The organism is Enterobacter cloacae complex sp. HYC003_NIDB, from assembly GCF_056673375.1.
In genome coordinates this window covers 1,389,723-1,408,384 of the sequence record NZ_CP114220.1, presented here as the reverse complement: position 1 = coordinate 1,408,384, position 18,662 = coordinate 1,389,723, and the positions used below count along the sequence as shown (strand labels likewise).

The following is an 18,662-nucleotide window of genomic DNA, read 5'->3' as shown; positions in this document are numbered from 1 at the left end:
CAGGCCGCCTTTTTATTGTGTGATTCTTTCACACTATGGTTATTTTAGTTAATTAAGTGCTCTTGCATTTCTTACCGGAAATTCATTTACGAAGCATGCCTTCGATAAAATCTTTCCAGTTCCCCAGTTCACGTTCAATCATAACAACCTCTCTTATTATTATGCGCATTCTACGAAAACGTATCATCATTGTGAAGCCACTTTAACCGATTGCTGTGATTGAGCCCCGCTGTGCTGGTAGGTTTAGGATCACTATGAGCGTTGTCGGGTAAATTTTATGTGACCTACAGCAATATTTTGAAATAGTAGGAAAAATGACAGCATTTTTAATTTCCCCCTGAGTTTATTGGCAATTTAAACAGGGTGGACAACTATGCTTAAAAGATGAAAGACTATTCAGCTTACAGCTGTTCGTTGAATTATGGAGAATTGTAAATCCCGAAAAATTCCGAATGTGTTATATTCCACTTAAGGATATATCTTCGAAAATATTGAACATTTAATCCACAAAAGAACAAAAGGATTCACTATGGTTGTGATGTACGGCATTAAGAATTGCGACACGATTAAAAAAGCCCGCCGCTGGCTGGAAGCACACAACATCGACTATCGCTTCCACGATTACCGTGCCGACGGGCTTGACCCCGCGTTTCTCCATTCCGCCATCAACGAACTGGGGTGGGAAGCGCTACTGAATACCCGCGGGACCACCTGGCGAAAACTGGATGAATCTCTCCGGGCCACGATCAACGACGCCGACAGCGCAGCCAAACTGATGCTTGAAATGCCGGCAATCATCAAACGCCCATTGCTCTGCAAGCCAGGTCAGCCTATGCTGCTGGGTTTCAGTGAAACCCTTTATTCAGATTTATTCGTTGAGGTGTAGTCTATGTCATGCCCGGTCATTGAGCTGACTCAGCAGCTTATTCGCCGTCCTTCCCTTAGCCCGGACGACGCAGGTTGTCAGGCATTAATGATTGAGCGCCTGCGTGCCATCGGTTTTACCGTGGAGCACATGGATTTTGGCGATACGCAGAACTTCTGGGCATGGCGCGGTCAGGGAGAGACGCTGGCGTTTGCCGGACATACTGACGTAGTTCCCGCAGGCGACGCAGACCGCTGGATCAACCCGCCTTTTGAGCCGACCATCCGCGACGGCATGCTTTTCGGACGCGGCGCTGCGGACATGAAAGGTTCTCTGGCTGCGATGGTCGTGGCGGCAGAGCGTTTCGTCGCCCAGCATCCGAACCATAAAAACCGTCTTGCGTTTTTGATTACCTCCGATGAAGAAGCCAGCGCCCACAACGGCACCGTGAAGGTCGTTGAGGCCCTGATGGCGCGCAATGAACGTCTGGACTACTGTCTGGTGGGCGAACCGTCCAGCACCGAAGTGGTGGGCGATGTGGTGAAAAATGGCCGCCGTGGATCCCTGACCTGTAATTTGACTATTCATGGCGTGCAGGGCCACGTTGCCTATCCGCACCTGGCGGATAACCCGGTACACCGCGCCGCGCCGATGCTGAACGAACTGGTAGGCATTGAATGGGATAAAGGCAACGAATTTTTCCCGCCAACCAGCATGCAGATAGCCAACATCAAGGCCGGCACCGGCAGCAACAACGTCATTCCCGGCGATCTCTTCGTCCAGTTTAACTTCCGCTTCAGCACCGAACTGACCGACGAGATGATCAAAGCGCGCGTGATTGCGCTGCTCGAGAAATATCAGCTGCGCTATACCCTCGACTGGTGGCTGTCTGGCCAGCCGTTCCTGACGCAGCGCGGTAAACTGGTGGATGCGGTGGTGAACGCCATTGCGCACTATAATGAAATTAAGCCACAACTGCTGACAACGGGCGGCACGTCTGACGGACGCTTTATCGCCCGCATGGGCGCACAGGTTGTCGAACTGGGTCCGGTTAACGCGACGATTCACAAAATCAATGAATGCGTGAACGCTGCCGATTTACAACTGCTGGCCCGCATGTATCAACGTATTATGGAGCAGCTCGTCGCCTGACGGGTGCTTAAAGAGGATTAGCGAATGGACTGGCTTTCAAAGTACTGGTGGATTCTGGTGTTGGTATTTCTGGTAGGCGTGCTGCTTAACGTGATTAAAGATCTCAAGCGCGTTGACCACAAAAAGTTCCTTGCCAACAAACCGGATCTTCCGCCGCACCGTGATTTTAACGACAAGTGGGACGATGAAGACGACTGGCCGAAGAAGGACCAGAAGAAGTAATCGCTCTGTTTCCCCTCTCCCTAAAGAGAGGGGGACACCTCACATAAACTCGACGATATCATCGTCATTCGGCTTACCGCCGCTGAGCGCTTCATCAAAGTAGTGCTTCGGTACGGTATAACGCAGATGATCGAGCGCGAACTGCATGCTGCGATCGTCAATGGCATGCCCCAGATCGTCTACGATATCCAGCGTCACATCTCCGCCCTCGCGCATCAGCGTCTCCTGGGCAGTAACCGCATGCGAAAGCTCAATTACCCGGTCTTCCCCTCCATGAATGAGATGGATCGTGGTCTGCGTGGTCGCGCTTTGCGGTAACGTCGCAAAACGCCCGTTAAAGGCAATCACGCGGGACACCAGTCCGGGCTGCGCTTTTACGCTTTCCAGCGACATGATTGAGCCCTGAGAGAAGCCAATCAGCGCCGTTGCGTCGGCGCCTACGCCGCTCTGCTGCTGCCAGTAACGCACGGTATCGATAAAGGCTGGCATAGCGGCATCAATACGCGCCTGACGATTCTCCTCCGTCACGCCCTCGACGGAAAACCACTGCCGCCCGTCCGGACCGCACGGCTCCACGCCGCCAATGCTGACGATCAGCGCGTGTGGGAAAACGGGTGCAAACCAGCTGCCAATTTGTCCCATATTGACGGCATTGTTGCCCACGCCATGAAACAGAAGCAGGAGCTGTTTAGCAGGTGTACCCGGGCTTTGCACAACAAAATGGTCATGTTTCATGGCGATCTCCTTAATTGATAAGCAGGATTTTACGCCTCTGCGGGGTAATGACCATGCCACTTTACTGAAGAACTCATTGAAAAAATTGCCATTGCAAAATGTCGGCTTTCAGCTGCTGGCTACGGGAGTAATCAAGCCTTTCAAGCGCGTGAGCGGTTTCCTCGCGTAGCTTCGCCAGCAACGCTTTGCGCCCGAAATCGTGCGTATTCCCTTCCATTTTCCCCCGCAGCGCCGGAAGTGGCATGTCCACGGCTAACAACAACCGCGTCAGCGCCGCAACCGAAGTTGAAAACGCCCGGTGAGCAAAGGCAAACCCCGCCAGCTCCAGCCAGTCGTCACTATTAAGGGTAGCTTCCCATGCATCCGTCACCGGGATCTTTTCGCCATTCCAGGCCGACAGGACGCGCATATCACGACATAACCGCTGATGCGCCTGTTCGCAGAGCTGATGCCCCGCCTCGCTCAGCGGCAGCAATGCCATCGCCGTATAGCACCCGCTGCTGGCTTCCCGGTGGCTGCCCATTCGCACCAGCACAAACCCGCACTGCCGCCAGAAACGCCACAGCTCGTCGGTATAGCCAAAGCTGACCGAGAGATAATCTTCTCCGCTGGCACTGCGGATCAGCCGCTGGCCGATGCCTTCCCGCTGGCGATGGGGATGAACCGCAATGCGGCTGACGCGTCGGCCTTTCAGCGTCGCCGCGAGCGGCGAGCCGCCGTGCGCTGCCAGCGACTGCGCCACCAGATTTCCACGCGGCCGACGAAAGCCCGCCCAGACTGCGCGGCTAAGTTCAGGGGGTAATCCCCCCTCCTCCACCAGCCAGAGCGCGCCCGCGATCTCCGCGCCCGCCTGAGCAACAGCAAAGTGCTGGCCGGGGGCGTCCATCATCCGGCGTAAATCGAGGGGTGACGTCCGGTAGTGCGCGGCACACAGCAGTTCATACACGCCTGCCCCGCGCGCCGGATCGCTCTCCCACATCCCGGGCTCCAGCGACGTTAAACGTACCTCGCCTTCCGGTTTGCGATCGATAAGCGCATCGTCGAACAGCAGCGCGTTCGCCACTATCCGCTCAAGGGGACATCCGGCAGCCCAGCGAACAGGCGTGGATAAGGTATAACGCCGCAGCCCGCTGAACCGGGCGCAGAACTTCAGCAGGAATCCCCTGCCCGTGCCTTCATAACCCTGCACCGTGGTGGTCAGCAACACGCGGGGAAAGCGCGACGCCAGCTTCTCCAGCAGCGGGCCGGGGATGGCGGCCGCCTCATCGACAATCAGCCAGTCAGCTTCTGTTGTGGAGGCCAGCAGCGCATCCGGGGCCATAAAGTGAAAATGTTCCCCGGCGAAACGCGCGATGACATCCGTCGCCCCTTTTGCCGGTGCCGTCACGACTGCACTCCCCTGAATGCCGTTGAGCAACATGCCCGCCAGGGCGGACTTTCCGCGTCCGCGCGGTGCCGTCACGGCGGCCACGCCCGCAGGCATGGTCAGAAGAGCGTCGAGGATCTCAGCTTGCTCGCGCTGCGGTTCACCGCTGGCAGGCTGCCAGGCGGGTAAATCTGACGTAACGGGAAGGCACAGAGGACGATGTTGATGCCAGACGATGGCATCTGAATCGGCGGCAAGCGTCCGGCAAAAGTGGTGAACAAAGTGCGGGGTGGCGATCGGCTCGGCGCTGTCGCTCCAGCGTAGAGAATCCGCGTCGGGCCTGTTAGCCCAGACGGAGAACGGCGGCACCAGCAGCATCAGAAGGCTTCCGGCGCGCAGGGTCCCGCTGAGGGCGGCGAAGGCCGAGACGTCAAACCCGCGACGCGCGTCAAAAACGGCGTGCAGGTATTCACGTCCCAGCAGGCCGCTGATGGTCTTAGAGGGGTTTTCCTCCAGCCACAGCCAGTCTCCTGGTAACGTATCGCGCAGAATGGTCGCCTGGCTCAACGTCCGCGCTTCATCGCCGCTGAGCACCACCAGCCGGCGGTGCCCGGTACGCTGAAGCTGGTTGACCAGCTGTTCAAACCCCAACATCACATAGCTTTGCCGAAGGTATTACACTGCGACGGGTTGCCGCTGTCGAAGCCACGCTTAAACCAACTGTAGCGCTGCTCTGAGGTGCCATGGGTAAAGCTGTCCGGCACAACGCGCCCCTGGCTCTGCTGCTGCAAGCGATCGTCACCAATCGCCTGTGCGGCATTCAGGGCCTCTTCCAGATCGCCTGTTTCCAGCACGCCCTGCTGCTGCATGCTGTGTCCCCAGACGCCAGCGAAGCAGTCGGCCTGAAGCTCCATGCGTACGGACAGACGATTCACCTCCGCCTGAGAAGCATTCTGCTGCATCTGACGCACTTTAGGCTCAATGCCGAGGAGCTTCTGCACGTGGTGGCCGACTTCATGCGCGATCACGTAGCCCTGGGCAAAATCGCCGTCGGCGCCCAGCTTGCTTTTCATGTCGTCATAGAAGGAGAGATCGATATAGACGGTGCTGTCCGCCGGGCAGTAGAACGGCCCCATAACGGACTGCCCGGTGCCGCAGCCGGTGCGGGTTGCGCCCCGGTACATCACCAGTTTTGGCGGCTGATAAGTCCGCCCCATTTTCTCGAACTGCTGACCCCAGGTATCTTCGGTCGTCGCGAGAATAACGGAAGTAAATTTCGCCGCTTCATCTTCATTCGGGCTGATGGAGCGCTGAGAATACTGCTGCTGTTGCCCGGTTTCACCGGTCATCAAACCGGTCAGGTCGACGCCGTAGTAGCCCGCCACCAGCACAACGACCAGCAGAATAATGCCGCCCTTGCCGCTGGGTAACCGGAAACCTGGCCCGCCCATAGACGGACCACCGCCACCACTGCTGCGTCTGTCTTCTACGTTGTCACTTTCACGACGCCCTTGCCAGCGCATAAACACCTCGAACTATTCCATTTATAATAGCTATGATCGTAGGCGGTTAATGAAAGGATTACCATAGTAAACAAGGATAAGACGCCAAAGGATGCCAACATCCTTTGGCAAATGCGCAGTTTAGTCGAGCTTAACGCCTAAACGGTGAGCAACCGCTTCGTACGCTTCGACCACGCCACCCAGACTCTGGCGGAAACGGTCTTTGTCCATTTTATCCAGCGTCTCTTTGTCCCACAGGCGGCTGCCGTCCGGCGAGAATTCGTCGCCCAGCACCACTTCGCCCTTGTACAGACCGAACTCCAGCTTGAAGTCGACCAGGATCAGGCCCGCGTCATCAAACAGTTTTTTCAGCACGTCGTTGGCTTTGTAGGTCAGTTCCTGCATGCGCGCCAGGTTCTCTTTGCTTACCCAGCCGAAGGTTTCGCAGTAGGATTCGTTGACCATCGGGTCGTGCATGGCGTCGTTTTTCAGGAACAGATCGAACAGCGGTGGATTCAGTTCGATACCCTCTTCAATGCCCAGACGCTTCACCAGGGAGCCTGCGGCACGGTTACGGATCACGCACTCAACCGGCACCATATCCAGTTTTTTTACCAGACATTCCGTATCGGACAGCAACGCTTCCATCTGAGTCGGGATACCGGCTTCGGCCAGTTTGGTCATAATGAAGTGGTTGAACTTGTTGTTCACCATGCCCTTACGATCGAACTGCTCAATGCGTGCGCCGTCTCCTGCTGACGTATCATTGCGGAATTCGAGCACCAACAGATCCGGGTTTTCCGTGCTGTATACGGTTTTCGCTTTGCCACGATACAACTCAGCTTGCTTCTGCATCTTCATTACTCCTGGTGTGATGATTTGTATTCAAAACTGGCCATATTATGCCACGCACACGTTTGCGTAGCACGAAAATAAAAAGGGCTGGATTAACCAGCCCTCACTATTATTTGCTGAATGCGGCCTGGAAGGCAGCGACCAGCGCATCGTTCTGCGCCTGGGTCAGCGTGTGTCCTTTCGGATCGATAAATTGCAGGCTGCTGCGGTTATCGAGGTCGCCAACCTGGATTTTGTAGTCACCGGAAGGCAGCTGTGGATCGCTTGCCCCCAGCTCCTGCCAGGCGCTATCAGACAGCGGCTTATAGGTCGCTGTGATGCTGCCCGTTGAACGGGTGCTGTCGGTCACCTTCATGCCCACTTTTTCAAGCGTTGCTGGCAGGCGCTGCCAGGTCTGGTTAAACGGCGCACGCACCACCAGCATTGGCAGGCCGGTATCGTCTGCACCGCTCTGCACATCAAACGTTGAACCGTTACGGTTCTGCGCGGCGTTTGCGGCATCGGTAGCGTTCTTATCCAGACCAGCGGCAATCACGTTCAGCATTTCAGTGCTGTAGCGCTGCATGGCGGCCGGATCGGCAACCGGTTTACCTGCCTGCTCAAGATTCAACAGCTTGACGGTAACCGCCTGCTGATAACCCTGCGGCTTAACGGAGACTTGATAACGACCACGATACTGCTGGTCTTCATCGAGACGGTTCCACTCAATCCAGTCGGTGGTTAAGGTCTGGCTGGCGTCGTCGCGTTTATCAATCGTATAGTTTTTCGACTGAATAACGCTCACAACCTGCGGCCACAGCGTGGCACCGCGTGCGCTTTCCACCAGCAGAGAGGCCGTATCACCGGTAAACTGCGTGCGCGCGCCACTCACCAGCGCCAGAGGCTGAGCCGGCGGACGAATATCAAGCGCTTTACCCACCAGGCCACTGCCGTTGGTAACCGGAATATTATAATCACCGTTCTGGATCGGCAGGATCATGCCGGCAGGCGCGTGAAGTTCAGCAAGCGGCGGCGCATCCAGATAGGATTCATCACCGCTCACCTGGCGCTTGTAGCGCGAGTCTGAACTACAGGCAGCGAGGAGCATAACAAGCGAAACACCCGCAACCTTCGCCAGGCGCGACTTCTGTACTGAATAAGCCATCAAATCTCCCTAAACTTTACAGCAAACCGGCATGCTTCAGCGCGCCAGCGACAATTTCACGACCGTGGTCGGTAATCGGTGTCATTGGCAGACGCAGCGTGTCGGTTGCTACAAGCCCCAACTCCTTACATGCCCATTTCACTGGGATCGGATTGGGTTCGACAAATAATTTATTGTGCAACGGCATCAGACGCTGATTAATCACGCGAGCTTCATCAAAGTGACCGGCTGCGGCCAGTTTGCACATGTCAGCCATATCACGCGCCGCCACGTTCGCCGTAACGGAAATCACGCCATTACCACCGAGCTGCATAAAGTCCAGCGCTGTCGCATCATCACCGCTCAACAGGATAAAGTCGTCTGAAACCAGCTCTTTGATCTGATGAACGCGGCTTAAGTTCCCTGTCGCCTCTTTAATCCCGATAATATTTTTTACTTTCGAGAGACGGCCAACGGTTTCCGGCAGCATATCGCAACCGGTACGGGACGGCACATTATACAGAATTTGTGGCAAGTCAGTATGTTCAGCGATGGCTTTGAAATGCTGGAACAAACCTTCCTGAGTAGGACGGTTGTAATAAGGGGTCACCGTCAGGCAGCCGACAATGCCGCTGTCGTTAAAACGCTGAGTCAGGCTAATCGCTTCTGCCGTTGCGTTTGCGCCCGTCCCCGCGATGACCGGAATACGCCCGTCCGCCAGTTCCAGGGTCAGCATCACAACGTCGCCGTGCTCTTCGTGGCTCAGCGTAGCGGATTCACCGGTAGTCCCTACCGAAACGATCGCCGAGGTTCCATTGGCGACATGGTAATCAATGAGCTTCTTCATGCTTGACCGGCAGACATTACCTTTTTCATCCATCGGTGTAACAAGCGCGACAATACTTCCCGTGAACATGAGCCATCCTCTGTGCGAACAAGAGCCTCAATGTTACGTTTGGAACTGTAATAAAAGCAAGCGACCTGAGGCTCTCAGGCGGTTGTATGCATGTTTTTTTTATGCTTTCCTTAGGAAGACTTAACCACGCAAAGGAAGAACAGGTTTGACAACCTCATCACAACATTACCTGGTTATCACTGCGCTGGGTGCTGACAGGCCGGGTATCGTGAATACCATCACTCGCCACGTGAGCAGCTGCGGCTGCAACATCGAAGATAGCCGGCTGGCTATGCTTGGCGAAGAGTTCACGTTCATCATGCTGCTTTCCGGAACATGGAATGCCATTACCCTCATCGAATCTACCCTGCCGCTGAAAGGCGCAGAGCTGGATTTACTGATTGTGATGAAGCGCACCACCGCGCGCCCGCGTCCGGCTCTGCCTGCCACGGTCTGGGTACAGGTTGAAGTGCCTGATTCACCTCATCTGATTGAACGTTTTACGGCGCTGTTTGACAGCCATCAGATGAACATTGCCGAACTGGTTTCCCGCACGCAGCCGGGCGATGAAAACGCAATCCCGACGCTGTTTATTCAAATTACCGCACACAGCCCTGCCTCGCAGGATGCGTCAAATATCGAGCAAGCGTTCAAAGCCCTCTGTACAGAATTACATGCGCAAGGCAGTATAAGCGTCGTCGATTATTCGCAGCACGAACAGGATGGAGTTGAGTAATGAACCCACTGAAAGCCGGTGATATCGCACCGAAATTTAGCTTACCGGATCAAGACGGCGAGCAAGTAAATTTGACCGACTTCCAGGGACAGCGTGTTCTGGTCTATTTCTACCCGAAAGCCATGACCCCGGGCTGTACCGTACAGGCCTGCGGTCTACGCGACAACATGGATGAGTTGAAGAAGGTCGGTGTGGAAGTGCTGGGCATCAGCACCGATAAGCCAGAGAAGCTGTCACGCTTTGCGGAAAAAGAGCTGCTGAACTTCACGCTGCTTTCCGATGAAGACCACCAGGTTTGCGAGCAGTTTGGCGTCTGGGGTGAGAAGTCCTTTATGGGCAAAACGTACGACGGTATTCACCGCATCAGTTTCCTGATTGACGCTGACGGTAAAGTTGAGCACGTGTTTGATGATTTCAAAACCAGCAACCACCACGACGTGGTGTTGAAGTGGCTGAAAGAGAACGCGTGATCATTTTAGTGCCGGGTGGCGCTGCGCTTACCCGGGCTACAAGGTAAATGCAAAACGGTAGCATGCGCTACCGTTTTTAGTGTTTGCCCCCTCTCCCCGCGGGAGAGGGTTGGGGTGAGGGCATCAGCCCGCACTAAATCTACTTCTCTTCCACCGCTGGCACGTCCGGCCACGCGTGGACCACGGCTTTAATCAGCGTCGCCAGCGGAATGGCGAAGAATACCCCCCAGAATCCCCACAGCCCGCCGAAAATCACCACTGACAGGATAATCACCAGCGGATGCAGGTTAACTGCTTCTGAGAACAGCACCGGTACCAGCAGGTTCCCGTCCAGTCCCTGAATAATCAGGTATACGGCGAAACAACTCCAGAACTCCGTACCCAGACCAAACTGGAACAGCGCCACACCGACTACCGGAATGGTCACCACAAACGCGCCGATATACGGGATCAGAACCGAGAATCCGACCAGCACCGCCAGCAGCAGCGAGTAGTTCAGTCCGAAGATCACGAAGCCAATCCAGGTCGCCACGCCCACCACAATCATCTCCAGCACTTTGCCGCGAATGTAGTTGGTGATCTGCTGGTTCATCTCCTGCCAGACCTGACCGGCGAGACCGCGATTGCGCGGCAGCACGCGGCGCACCGCGTTCAGCATCTGCTCTTTATCTTTGACCAGGAAGAACACCATTAGCGGCACGAGAACAAGGTAAACCGCCAGCGTCAGCAGGCCTACCAGCGAGGCCAGAGAGTATTTCACCACCGAGTCACCCATGGTCATGATGCGGGCGCGCATGTTTTCGGCCATCGCATCGATGATCCCGGCGTCCATCAGCGCAGGATAGCGGCGCGGCAGCGTGGCGGCAAAATCAGACAGTTTATTCAGCATGCCGGGCATATCGCGGATCAAGTAGATCCCCTGTTGCCAGGCGATGGGCATCACCACGAAGGACATCAGCAGCAGAATGCCGACAAACAGCACCAGAACAATGCTGGTCGCCCAGCGGCGGGAACAGCCGATATGTTCCAGACGCGCGGTGGGCCACTCCAGCAGATACGCCAGCACAATCGCCACCAGTAGCGGCGCCAGCAGGCCACTAAAGAAGAACAGGATACCGAATCCGGCAACCAGAATGACCAGCAAAGCAATGGCTTCCGGGTCGCTAAACCGACGCCGATACCACTGCATTAACATTTCGAGCATACAACCCTTCCCTGAATCGAATGGCGGGAGTGAGACGGTGAATTGTATCTAACTGTCACAAAAAAGACTTTCCTTTTTGTTTCACTGTCAGGTTTCGCAAAACCCTGATGAATGGGATTTTCTTCATCTCTTAACACAGCTACACTCGCAGAGCAGCGGAGATGAACGTTATGCGGGTTCATCGGTCAAATTAGCACATCCAACATACAGGACAGTGGTTATGTTCAGGCAGTTGAGAAAAACACTGGTTGCGACACTGATTGCCGCCGTGACGGTGGGTCAGGTGTTGCCCGCTTTCGCTGACTCGTCCGATTCATTGCCGGACATGGGCACCACGGCAGGAAGCACGCTCTCCATCGGGCAGGAGATGCAGATGGGTGATTATTACGTACGCCAGCTGCGCGGCAGTGCTCCGCTGATTAACGACCCATTGCTGGTGCAATACATTAACGGTCTGGGGATGCGTCTGGTGGCGCACGCCGACTCGGTAAAAACGCCCTTCCACTTCTATTTAATCAATAACGACGAAATCAACGCCTTCGCCTTCTTTGGCGGGAACGTGGTGCTGCATTCGGCGTTGTTCCGTTATTCCGATAACGAAAGCCAGCTGGCGTCCGTCATGGCGCACGAAATTTCGCACGTCACCCAGCGCCATCTGGCGCGTGCGATGGAAGATCAGAAGCGTAACGCCCCGCTAACCTGGGTGGGCGCGCTGGGCTCTATTCTGCTGGCGATGGCAAGCCCGCAGGCCGGGATGGCGGCACTTACCGGGACGCTGGCGGGGACGCGTCAGGGGATGATCAGCTTTACCCAGCAGAACGAGCAGGAAGCAGACCGCATCGGCATTCAGGTTTTACAGCGTTCCGGCTTTGACCCGCAGGCCATGCCGAGCTTCCTGGAAAAGCTGCTCGACCAGGCACGCTACTCGTCGCGCCCGCCTGAAATTCTGTTGACCCACCCGCTGCCGGAAAGCCGCCTCTCGGATGCGCGTAACCGAGCCAACCAGATGCGTCCGGTCGTGGTGCAGTCTTCGCAGGATTTCTACATGGCCAAAGTGAGAACGCTTGGCATGTACAACTCCGGACGTAATCAGCTCACCAGCGATCTGCTGGACGCGCTGGCGAAAGGCAACGTGCGCGAGAAAAACGCGGCGCAGTATGGTCAGGCGCTCCAGGCGATGGAGGCCAGCAAATACGATGAAGCGCGAAAAGCGCTACAGCCGCTGCTGGCGGCGGCGCCTGACAATCCGTGGTATCTCGACCTCGCCACCGATATCGATCTGGGGCAGAAAAAAGCGACCGATGCGATTAATCGCCTGAAAGGGGCGAAAGATCTTCGTAACAATCCGGTATTGCAGCTTAACCTGGCGAACGCCTACCTACAGGGCGGCCAGCCCGGCGAGGCGGTGACCATTCTGAACCGCTACACCTTTAACAATAAAGACGACCAGAACGGCTGGGAGCTGCTCGCCCAGGCCCAGGGGCAACTGGGTAATCGCGATCAGGAGCTGGCTGCGCGTGCGGAAGGTCTGGCGCTGGCGGGTCGTCTCGATCAGGCCATTTCCCTGCTGAGCAGCGCCAGCTCGCAGGTGAAGCTTGGCAGCCTGCAACAGGCCCGCTACGATGCGCGAATCGACCAGCTGCGCGGCCTGCAACAACGCTTTAAGCCGTACGAGAAGATGTAATAAAGGAGAAGTCATGACAGACGCGGTAAAAATTTACCATAACCCTCGCTGCTCCAAGAGTCGAGACACCCTCAGCCTGCTGAAGTCTAACGGCATCGAACCGGAAGTGGTGCTGTACCTGGAGACGCCGCCGGACGCGCAGACTATCCGCCAGCTGCTGAAGATGCTGAACATGGGCAGCGCACGCGACCTGATGCGTCAGAAAGAAGATCTGTATAAGTCGCTCAATCTGAACGATACCAGTCTCACTGAAGATCGGCTGATTCAGGCGATGGTCGACAATCCAAAGCTGATTGAGCGCCCGATTGTAGTGGCAAATGGCAAGGCGCGTATCGGCCGTCCGCCGGAAGACGTGCTCGAGATCGTCTAATCGTTACGCCGCAGCGCTTCCAGAAACGCCTGCGGCGTACGCTCTCCCAGCTTTTTCTGCGCTTTTCCCCGGTTGTAAAACTCACACAGTTGGATCAACAGCTCTCCCATCGGTTCACTGTTCACCCGCGGAATGATTTCGCGTAACGGCACGGTGACCTGAAGAGCGAGATAATACTGTGAATGCACTTTTACGGTGACGTTATGCTCTGGCAAGTTCACTTCCAGCCCAAAAGTCTCAACAGATTGAATATCAGCCGGACAGGCAGCCAGCACCTCGTTCGTCCAGCGGGTCAGCAACTGCGGCGATACGCCAGCATAAAGCCGGGCGTAACACCAGCCGCTGACGGGTTCACGCGCCCAGAGCAGGTGTTGCTCGCCACCGTCGTCCATATGTAGCGACAGCGGCTGATGATGCAGGAGTAGCTTCTGCGGCATGATCCCGGCCTTCAGCGCCTTTTTGCCCTGCAACGACGCCCCCTTTTGTTTTAGCGAGGCTGGTTTGAGGTAGCGGTTCAGGGTCGCGCGGGAAACGGCGATCCCGAGTCCGTCATTCACCAGCAGCAGCAGTTCATCCAGCGGTGCCCCTGTGATATCCCGCAGGGCATTTATCAGTGCCGCCTGCTCTTGTCTCAGCGCTTTGTGTATCACTTTTGGCGTTGTGTGGTTATCCGAAACCTGGTCGCGGTTGCGCCAGCGCCTGACGGTGGTGACCGAGATCCCCAGCTCAACGGCAAGCTCTCTGTCGCTTTTATCTGACTGCTGAAGATAGCGACGGATACGCGGCGTAGTGGTGGCGTTGGCATGCAGTTTGATTTCCATCGCGTCTCTCCGGAACTAATCTTATGAGATTTATATCAGAGCGGCGAATGCTTTGTGACCGATTTCACCTTTCGCTCGCCACGCTTCACTGATAATCCACAGACATAACATAAACAACACCTCTCAATCTTGTACGGAGTTCACAATGAACAATGTTCTGGGATTTCTTGAAGCAAAACTGATGCCGCTGGCGGCGAAAACGGCCCAGCAGCGTCATCTTGGGGCCATTCGCGGCGCCTACGTGTCATTCATGCCGTTTATTATCGTCGGCTCCATTCTGCTGGTGATCTCCTCCTTCCCGAATCAGGCCTATCAGCAGTTTATGTCTCAGGCCTTTGGTGAGAGCTGGAGTGCAATTATAGAGATCCCGTTTAACGCGGTGTTCTCAACCATGTCGCTGTTTATCAGCTTCCTTGTGGCCTACCGCCTGGCTGAGCATTATGGCGAGGACCGCATCTCCTGCGGCATCCTGGCGCTGGTCGCGTTTCTGATCCTGACGCCTTTTATCAAAGTGGCGGAAAACGGCGGCATTACCGTGATGCCGGTGGAGTGGATTGGCAGCAAAGGGCTGTTCGTGGCGATGATCGGTTCCCTGCTGTGGACGGAACTGTTCTGCTGGCTGAAGCGCAAAAAGCTGGTCATCAAAATGCCGGACGGCGTGCCTCCGGCGGTGCAGGAGTCGTTCGCGGCCCTGATCCCGGCCCTGCTGGTGATGATTCTGGTGCTGCTTATCCGCATCATCTTTGAAAACACCCACTATCACACCATCCACCAGTTTATTTATGAAGTGGTTGCCACCCCGGTGCGCCACTACGGCACCTCTTATTTCGGGGCGCTGATGACCGTATTCAGCATCACCATTCTGTGGTCAGTGGGCATTAACTCCGGTTCGATGATCAACGGGATTATTCGCCCGCTGTGGATGGAGAACCAGACCGACAACATCGCCGCGATCCAGGCGGGAACGACGCCGCCGCACATCATCACCGAACAGTTTTTTGACATGATCTGGATGGGTGGCGCGGGCGCCACGCTGTCGCTGGTGATTGCGATGCTGATTTTCGCCCGCAGCAAAAACATGCGCGAAGTAGCGCGCCTCGGTGCGGGCGCGTCAGTGTTTAACATCAACGAACCGATTCTCTTTGGCCTGCCGGTGATCATGAACCCGATCATGCTCATCCCGTTCAATCTGGTGCCGCTGGTGCTGGTCACCGTGCAGTATGCGGCGATGAAAATTGGTGCGGTCGCCGTCACCACCGGGGTGTTTATCCCCTGGACGCTACCGCCGGTTATCAGCGGCTTTATCGTCACCGGGCACCTGAGCGGCAGCGTGATGCAGCTGATCAACCTGCTGATTGGCGCCATGCTGTACCTGCCTTTCATGCGTATCGTGGATAAACAGTACCGCGCCGCGGAGCTGACTACCGCTACGCAAACCGACACCACCCTTGCAAAACAGGAGTAAAGCATGTGGGGAATTATCGCAACCTGGCGAATGGCGCTTGAAGGGGTAACGGAATCTGCGTCTGCGCTGGCTGCGGGCAAACCTGTCGCTCCGGCGGTAGTCGATGCCGTCGCCGCCGTGGAGGACTTTCCGTTTTATAAATCCGTCGGCTACGGCGGGCTGCCGACCGAGAACGGCGAGGTGGAGCTGGACGCGGCCTATATGGACGGCGACACGCTGGCGTTCGGCGCCGTGGGCAATCTGGTGGATATCGCCAACCCGGTGCGCGTGGCGCACGCACTCAGCCGCCAGCGCTATAACAGCCTGCTGGTCGGCCAGGGCGCGCGCGAATGGGCGCTGAGCCAGGGCTTTGCCGACAAAACCATGCTCACGGATCGCGCCATGCAACACTACCGTAAGCGCTGCCGCGAAACGCTGGACAAGGGGTTAAGCCCCTACGACGGACATGACACCGTCGGCATCATCGGCCTCGATAAACAGGGCTCGATGAGCGTCGCCACCTCCACCAGCGGCCTGTTTATGAAAAAACGCGGCCGCCTCGGTGACTCACCCATCATCGGCTCCGGCTTTTACTGCGACAGCGAAACCGGCGCGGCCACCGCCACGGGCGTCGGTGAAGATCTGATGAAGGGCTGTACCAGCTACGAAATCGTTCGCCGGATGGCGCAAGGGATGACGCCGCAGCAGGCGGCGGATTCGGTGGTGTTCGAACTGGAAGACAAGCTGATGTCGCGCTTTGGCCGCGCGGGCGATCTCTCCGTGGTGTGCATGAACAGCAAAGGAGAATTTGGCGCCGCGACCAACATCAAAACCTTCTCGTTTGTGGTGGCGACGGCTCGCCAGCCCCTCACCGTTTTCCGTACTGAACGCCTGCGGGAGAAAACGCACTATCACGCGGTAGATGAGGAGTGGATGCAGGCCTATGCCGCGCGGATCCGCGCACCGATTGAGGAGTCATGATGATCACATACCAGTTTATCAACGCGCTTTCAGACGCGAAGCCGCAAAGCCATTTGATTGCGCGCGCTGACAGTTCCCTGTTACCGGAAAGCGCTCTTGTCGCTGAAATGCGCCAGCAGAGCACCGTCGCGGACGCGCGCTTTGGCTGCGCGCCGTTTGCCCGCATCACCCTTTTGCCGGATGCGCTCTGGCATGACGCCCTGACCGAAGGGTTGCTAACCGCTCTGCGACCGCTGCTTGCCGCCCCCGCCAGCGCCGAACTCGTGCTGGACGTGACGGATATTGACGATGTGGTGCTGGCGCAGGTACTGCGTTTTCTCTTTAATCAGGCGCACAGGCTCAGTGACCTGAAGCTGAAGAAGACGGACGAAGCGCTGCGTCTTACCTGCATCACTGCCCTCTGCTTGCCGGAACAGCAGGCGAAGCTGGAGACGACCTTCCGCCAGCAGCAGGCCATTGCGCTCGGCATGGTTGCGGCGCGACGTCTGGCGGATATGCCGTCCGACCGCTGCACGCCGCAGTTTGTGGTGGAAGAGGCGCAAAAACTGTGTGCCGCCAGCCCTGCCCTGCGCTGCGAGGTGTTGGATGAAAAGCAAATTGTTGAGCAGGGGCTGGGGCTACTGCACGCCGTTGGCAAAGGGGCGACCTGCCCACCGCGTCTGCTGGCTATTCACTATAACGGCGTGTCTGATGGCCCGGTGCGCTGCTACGTGGGAAAAGGCATTACCTTTGACACCGGCGGCCTGTGGCTGAAGAAAGGCGCGGGCATGTACACCATGAAATATGACATGTGCGGCGCGGCTAACGTGCTCGGGCTGATGCTGACCGTTGCGGAGCTGAAATTACCCGTGCGCATCATGGGCGTGCTGGCGCTGGCGGAAAACGCCATCGGCCCCGACGCCATGCAGCCCGGCACGGTGGCGATGGCCTGCAACGGCACCACCGTTGAAATCAACAATACCGATGCCGAGGGCCGGCTGGTGCTGGCAGACGCTATCGCCTGGGCGAGTCAGCGCCATCCGCAGGCGCACTATATCATCGATATGGCGACCTTAACCGGAGCGGTGGTGAAAGCGCTGGGGTATGAGCTGAGCGGGCTGATGACCCAGGATGAGCCGTTGCGTCAGGCACTGACGCTCGCGGGCAAACGGAGCGGCGACGAGGTGTGGTCCCTGCCGCTGGATGCGCGGCTGAGAAAGCAAACCGACAGCGCGATTGCCGATCTGTGCAACACGCCGACCAACAACGCGGCGATCAGCGCGTCGGCGGCGTGGCTGCTGCACCACTTCTGCCCCCCGACCATTCCGTGGGCGCATCTGGATATCAGCGGGACGGCGCTGTGGCGTGAAAGCGGACGAAGCGTGGCGTCGGGAAGGCCGATTCCTCTGCTGGTGGAGCACTTGTTGGGGGATCTTTAGCCGGGTGGCGGCTGCGCCTTACCCGGCCTACAAGGTATGACGGGTTTTCGTAGGCCGGGTAAGGCGCAGCCGCCACCCGGCAAAACTAGAGCTTGAGAATATCTTTCACAAACGGAATGGTCAGCTTGCGCTGGGCGGTGATGGAGGCGCGATCGAGCTGATCGAGCGTATCAAAGAGCGTGCGCATTTCCCTGTCCAGGCGTTTAAGCAGGAACCGACCCACGTCCTCCGGCAGCTCAAACCCACGCTGCTTAGCGCGCAGCTGAAGTGCCTGGAGTTTGTCTTCATCCGACAGCGGTTGCAGCTTGTAGATTTGCCCCCAGTCCAGACGAGACGCCAGATCCGGCAGCCCCAGATTGAGCTGACGCGGCGGACGATCGCCGGTGATCAGCAGCCGGGTTTTGCCCGACTCCAGAATGCGGTTGTAGAGGTTAAAGATCGCCATTTCCCACGGTTCGTCCCCCGCCACGCATTCGATATTATCGATGCAGACCAGGGAGAGATGTTCCATGCCCTCCAGCACCTCAGGCACAAACCAGGTGCGTTTATCCAGCGGCACATAGCCTACCGCGTCACCGCGCGCCGAAAGCTCCGCACAGGCGGCATGCAGCAGGTGGCTGCGTCCCGCGCCTTCGCGTGACCAGATATAGATGTATCCGCTGTGTTCCTGGCGCAGCACGTTTTGCAGTGCAGCCAGTAAAGAGGGGTTATCACCCGGCCAGAAACTCGCGAAAGTTTCGTCGTCAGGGAGATAAAGTGGCAGAGAGAGCTGTGCCGGTCCGTTCAGAAATACCTCAACCAGAGATCTTACATAAAATC

Annotated in this window: 20 protein-coding genes; 10 read left to right on the top strand and 10 right to left on the bottom strand. The window is 56.9% G+C overall.

The annotated features are described in order from the left end of the window. Positions 1–82: 82 nt before the first annotated feature. Entirely contained in the window at positions 83–142 is a 60-nt protein-coding gene (gene ypfM, locus O1722_RS06690; protein ID WP_015572204.1) for a protein YpfM, read from the bottom strand. A gap of 387 nt (positions 143–529) precedes the next feature. Between ypfM and O1722_RS06685 the strand changes: the two genes are divergently transcribed. From O1722_RS06685 to O1722_RS06675, 3 genes are read left to right on the top strand one after another with little or no spacing between them, the layout of a single operon-like run. After that, on the top strand, positions 530–886 hold the full coding sequence (locus O1722_RS06685) for an ArsC family reductase (RefSeq protein WP_015572203.1): 357 nt from the start codon (positions 530–532) through the stop codon (positions 884–886). 3 nt (positions 887–889) lie between these two features. Next, entirely contained in the window at positions 890–2,017 is a 1,128-nt protein-coding gene (gene dapE / locus O1722_RS06680) for a succinyl-diaminopimelate desuccinylase (RefSeq protein WP_017383496.1), read from the top strand. A 24-nt stretch (positions 2,018–2,041) separates the two neighbouring features. Then, positions 2,042–2,239 carry a YpfN family protein gene (locus O1722_RS06675; protein ID WP_000383991.1) on the top strand — a complete coding sequence of 66 codons (198 nt, stop codon included), beginning with the start codon at positions 2,042–2,044 and terminating at the stop codon, positions 2,237–2,239. A 39-nt stretch (positions 2,240–2,278) separates the two neighbouring features. On the opposite strand, the gene ypfH is transcribed toward O1722_RS06675, so the two are convergent. From ypfH to dapA, 6 genes are all read right to left on the bottom strand, one after another. Continuing rightward, the gene (gene ypfH / locus O1722_RS06670; RefSeq protein ID WP_100151232.1) at positions 2,279–2,974 is read right to left on the bottom strand and encodes an esterase; all 696 of its coding nucleotides are present in this window, start codon (positions 2,972–2,974) and stop codon (positions 2,279–2,281) included. 73 nt (positions 2,975–3,047) lie between these two features. Further along, positions 3,048–4,994 carry a tRNA(Met) cytidine acetyltransferase TmcA gene (locus O1722_RS06665; protein WP_033487434.1) on the bottom strand — a complete coding sequence of 649 codons (1,947 nt, stop codon included), beginning with the start codon at positions 4,992–4,994 and terminating at the stop codon, positions 3,048–3,050. Then, positions 4,994–5,863, bottom strand: coding sequence for a KPN_02809 family neutral zinc metallopeptidase (gene ypfJ, locus O1722_RS06660; RefSeq protein ID WP_001303362.1), 870 nt, complete (start codon positions 5,861–5,863; stop codon positions 4,994–4,996). Before ypfJ ends, O1722_RS06665 begins: the two co-directional genes overlap by 1 nt. 120 nt (positions 5,864–5,983) lie before the next feature. Next, on the bottom strand, positions 5,984–6,697 hold the full coding sequence (gene purC / locus O1722_RS06655) for a phosphoribosylaminoimidazolesuccinocarboxamide synthase (RefSeq protein ID WP_001171626.1): 714 nt from the start codon (positions 6,695–6,697) through the stop codon (positions 5,984–5,986). A 109-nt stretch (positions 6,698–6,806) separates the two neighbouring features. Next, positions 6,807–7,841 carry an outer membrane protein assembly factor BamC gene (gene bamC / locus O1722_RS06650; RefSeq protein WP_017383500.1) on the bottom strand — a complete coding sequence of 345 codons (1,035 nt, stop codon included), beginning with the start codon at positions 7,839–7,841 and terminating at the stop codon, positions 6,807–6,809. Between the two features lie 16 nt (positions 7,842–7,857). After that, on the bottom strand, positions 7,858–8,736 hold the full coding sequence (gene dapA, locus O1722_RS06645) for a 4-hydroxy-tetrahydrodipicolinate synthase (RefSeq protein WP_003860542.1): 879 nt from the start codon (positions 8,734–8,736) through the stop codon (positions 7,858–7,860). Between the two features lie 145 nt (positions 8,737–8,881). Here dapA and O1722_RS06640 point away from each other — a divergent pair, with 145 nt between their 5' ends. Together O1722_RS06640 and bcp are read left to right on the top strand one after the other, a co-directional pair. Next, positions 8,882–9,451 (top strand): glycine cleavage system transcriptional repressor, encoded by a 570-nt coding sequence (locus O1722_RS06640; RefSeq protein WP_000213743.1) that lies wholly within the window; start codon positions 8,882–8,884, stop codon positions 9,449–9,451. Further along, on the top strand, positions 9,451–9,921 hold the full coding sequence (gene bcp / locus O1722_RS06635) for a thioredoxin-dependent thiol peroxidase (RefSeq protein ID WP_015572198.1): 471 nt from the start codon (positions 9,451–9,453) through the stop codon (positions 9,919–9,921). Before O1722_RS06640 ends, bcp begins: the two co-directional genes overlap by 1 nt. A 139-nt stretch (positions 9,922–10,060) precedes the next feature. Here the strand turns inward: bcp and O1722_RS06630 are convergent, their stop codons facing one another. Further along, a complete protein-coding gene (locus O1722_RS06630) occupies positions 10,061–11,125 on the bottom strand; it encodes an AI-2E family transporter (RefSeq protein ID WP_003860546.1) in 1,065 nt (354 codons plus the stop codon). A gap of 220 nt (positions 11,126–11,345) precedes the next feature. Between O1722_RS06630 and bepA the strand changes: the two genes are divergently transcribed. Continuing rightward, on the top strand, positions 11,346–12,809 hold the full coding sequence (gene bepA, locus O1722_RS06625; RefSeq protein ID WP_015572197.1) for a beta-barrel assembly-enhancing protease: 1,464 nt from the start codon (positions 11,346–11,348) through the stop codon (positions 12,807–12,809). Between the two features lie 13 nt (positions 12,810–12,822). Continuing rightward, on the top strand, positions 12,823–13,179 hold the full coding sequence (arsC, locus tag O1722_RS06620) for an arsenate reductase (glutaredoxin) (protein ID WP_017383503.1): 357 nt from the start codon (positions 12,823–12,825) through the stop codon (positions 13,177–13,179). Here arsC and O1722_RS06615 read toward each other — a convergent pair. Continuing rightward, complete coding sequence (locus tag O1722_RS06615; protein ID WP_017383504.1) at positions 13,176–14,000, bottom strand: homeodomain-like domain protein; 825 nt, start codon at positions 13,998–14,000, stop codon at positions 13,176–13,178. The genes arsC and O1722_RS06615 overlap by 4 nt on opposite strands. Before the next feature lie 145 nt (positions 14,001–14,145). On the opposite strand from O1722_RS06615, the gene celB reads away from it, so the two are divergent. The 3 genes from celB to O1722_RS06600 are packed head-to-tail and all read left to right on the top strand — an operon-like array spanning position 14,146 to position 17,843. Beyond that, the gene (gene celB / locus O1722_RS06610; RefSeq protein ID WP_015572194.1) at positions 14,146–15,465 is read left to right on the top strand and encodes a PTS cellobiose transporter subunit IIC; all 1,320 of its coding nucleotides are present in this window, start codon (positions 14,146–14,148) and stop codon (positions 15,463–15,465) included. 3 nt (positions 15,466–15,468) lie between these two features. Further along, on the top strand, positions 15,469–16,425 hold the full coding sequence (locus tag O1722_RS06605) for a glycosylasparaginase (protein WP_017383506.1): 957 nt from the start codon (positions 15,469–15,471) through the stop codon (positions 16,423–16,425). Continuing rightward, positions 16,425–17,843 (top strand): leucyl aminopeptidase family protein, encoded by a 1,419-nt coding sequence (locus tag O1722_RS06600; RefSeq protein WP_058686663.1) that lies wholly within the window; start codon positions 16,425–16,427, stop codon positions 17,841–17,843. Before O1722_RS06605 ends, O1722_RS06600 begins: the two co-directional genes overlap by 1 nt. An 85-nt stretch (positions 17,844–17,928) precedes the next feature. Here the strand turns inward: O1722_RS06600 and O1722_RS06595 are convergent, their stop codons facing one another. Continuing rightward, positions 17,929–18,630 carry a DnaA inactivator Hda gene (locus O1722_RS06595; RefSeq protein WP_166792068.1) on the bottom strand — a complete coding sequence of 234 codons (702 nt, stop codon included), beginning with the start codon at positions 18,628–18,630 and terminating at the stop codon, positions 17,929–17,931. Positions 18,631–18,662: the final 32 nt, after the last annotated feature.

Bases quoted from the DNA above. Each gene is read 5' to 3' on its own strand.
- dapA (WP_003860542.1), bottom strand. From the start codon at position 8,736: ATGTTCACGGGAAGTATTGTCGCGCTTGTTACACCGATGGATGAAAAA.
- O1722_RS06615 (WP_017383504.1), bottom strand. From the start codon at position 14,000: ATGGAAATCAAACTGCATGCCAACGCCACCACTACGCCGCGTATCCGT.
- bcp (WP_015572198.1), top strand. From the start codon at position 9,451: ATGAACCCACTGAAAGCCGGTGATATCGCACCGAAATTTAGCTTACCG.
- ypfJ (WP_001303362.1), bottom strand. From the start codon at position 5,863: ATGCGCTGGCAAGGGCGTCGTGAAAGTGACAACGTAGAAGACAGACGC.
- O1722_RS06600 (WP_058686663.1), top strand. From the start codon at position 16,425: ATGATCACATACCAGTTTATCAACGCGCTTTCAGACGCGAAGCCGCAA.
- celB (WP_015572194.1), top strand. From the start codon at position 14,146: ATGAACAATGTTCTGGGATTTCTTGAAGCAAAACTGATGCCGCTGGCG.
- O1722_RS06675 (WP_000383991.1), top strand. From the start codon at position 2,042: ATGGACTGGCTTTCAAAGTACTGGTGGATTCTGGTGTTGGTATTTCTG.
- ypfH (WP_100151232.1), bottom strand. From the start codon at position 2,974: ATGAAACATGACCATTTTGTTGTGCAAAGCCCGGGTACACCTGCTAAA.
- O1722_RS06605 (WP_017383506.1), top strand. From the start codon at position 15,469: ATGTGGGGAATTATCGCAACCTGGCGAATGGCGCTTGAAGGGGTAACG.
- O1722_RS06630 (WP_003860546.1), bottom strand. From the start codon at position 11,125: ATGCTCGAAATGTTAATGCAGTGGTATCGGCGTCGGTTTAGCGACCCG.
- purC (WP_001171626.1), bottom strand. From the start codon at position 6,697: ATGCAGAAGCAAGCTGAGTTGTATCGTGGCAAAGCGAAAACCGTATAC.
- dapE (WP_017383496.1), top strand. From the start codon at position 890: ATGTCATGCCCGGTCATTGAGCTGACTCAGCAGCTTATTCGCCGTCCT.
- O1722_RS06685 (WP_015572203.1), top strand. From the start codon at position 530: ATGGTTGTGATGTACGGCATTAAGAATTGCGACACGATTAAAAAAGCC.
- arsC (WP_017383503.1), top strand. From the start codon at position 12,823: ATGACAGACGCGGTAAAAATTTACCATAACCCTCGCTGCTCCAAGAGT.
- bepA (WP_015572197.1), top strand. From the start codon at position 11,346: ATGTTCAGGCAGTTGAGAAAAACACTGGTTGCGACACTGATTGCCGCC.
- O1722_RS06665 (WP_033487434.1), bottom strand. From the start codon at position 4,994: ATGTTGGGGTTTGAACAGCTGGTCAACCAGCTTCAGCGTACCGGGCAC.
- bamC (WP_017383500.1), bottom strand. From the start codon at position 7,841: ATGGCTTATTCAGTACAGAAGTCGCGCCTGGCGAAGGTTGCGGGTGTT.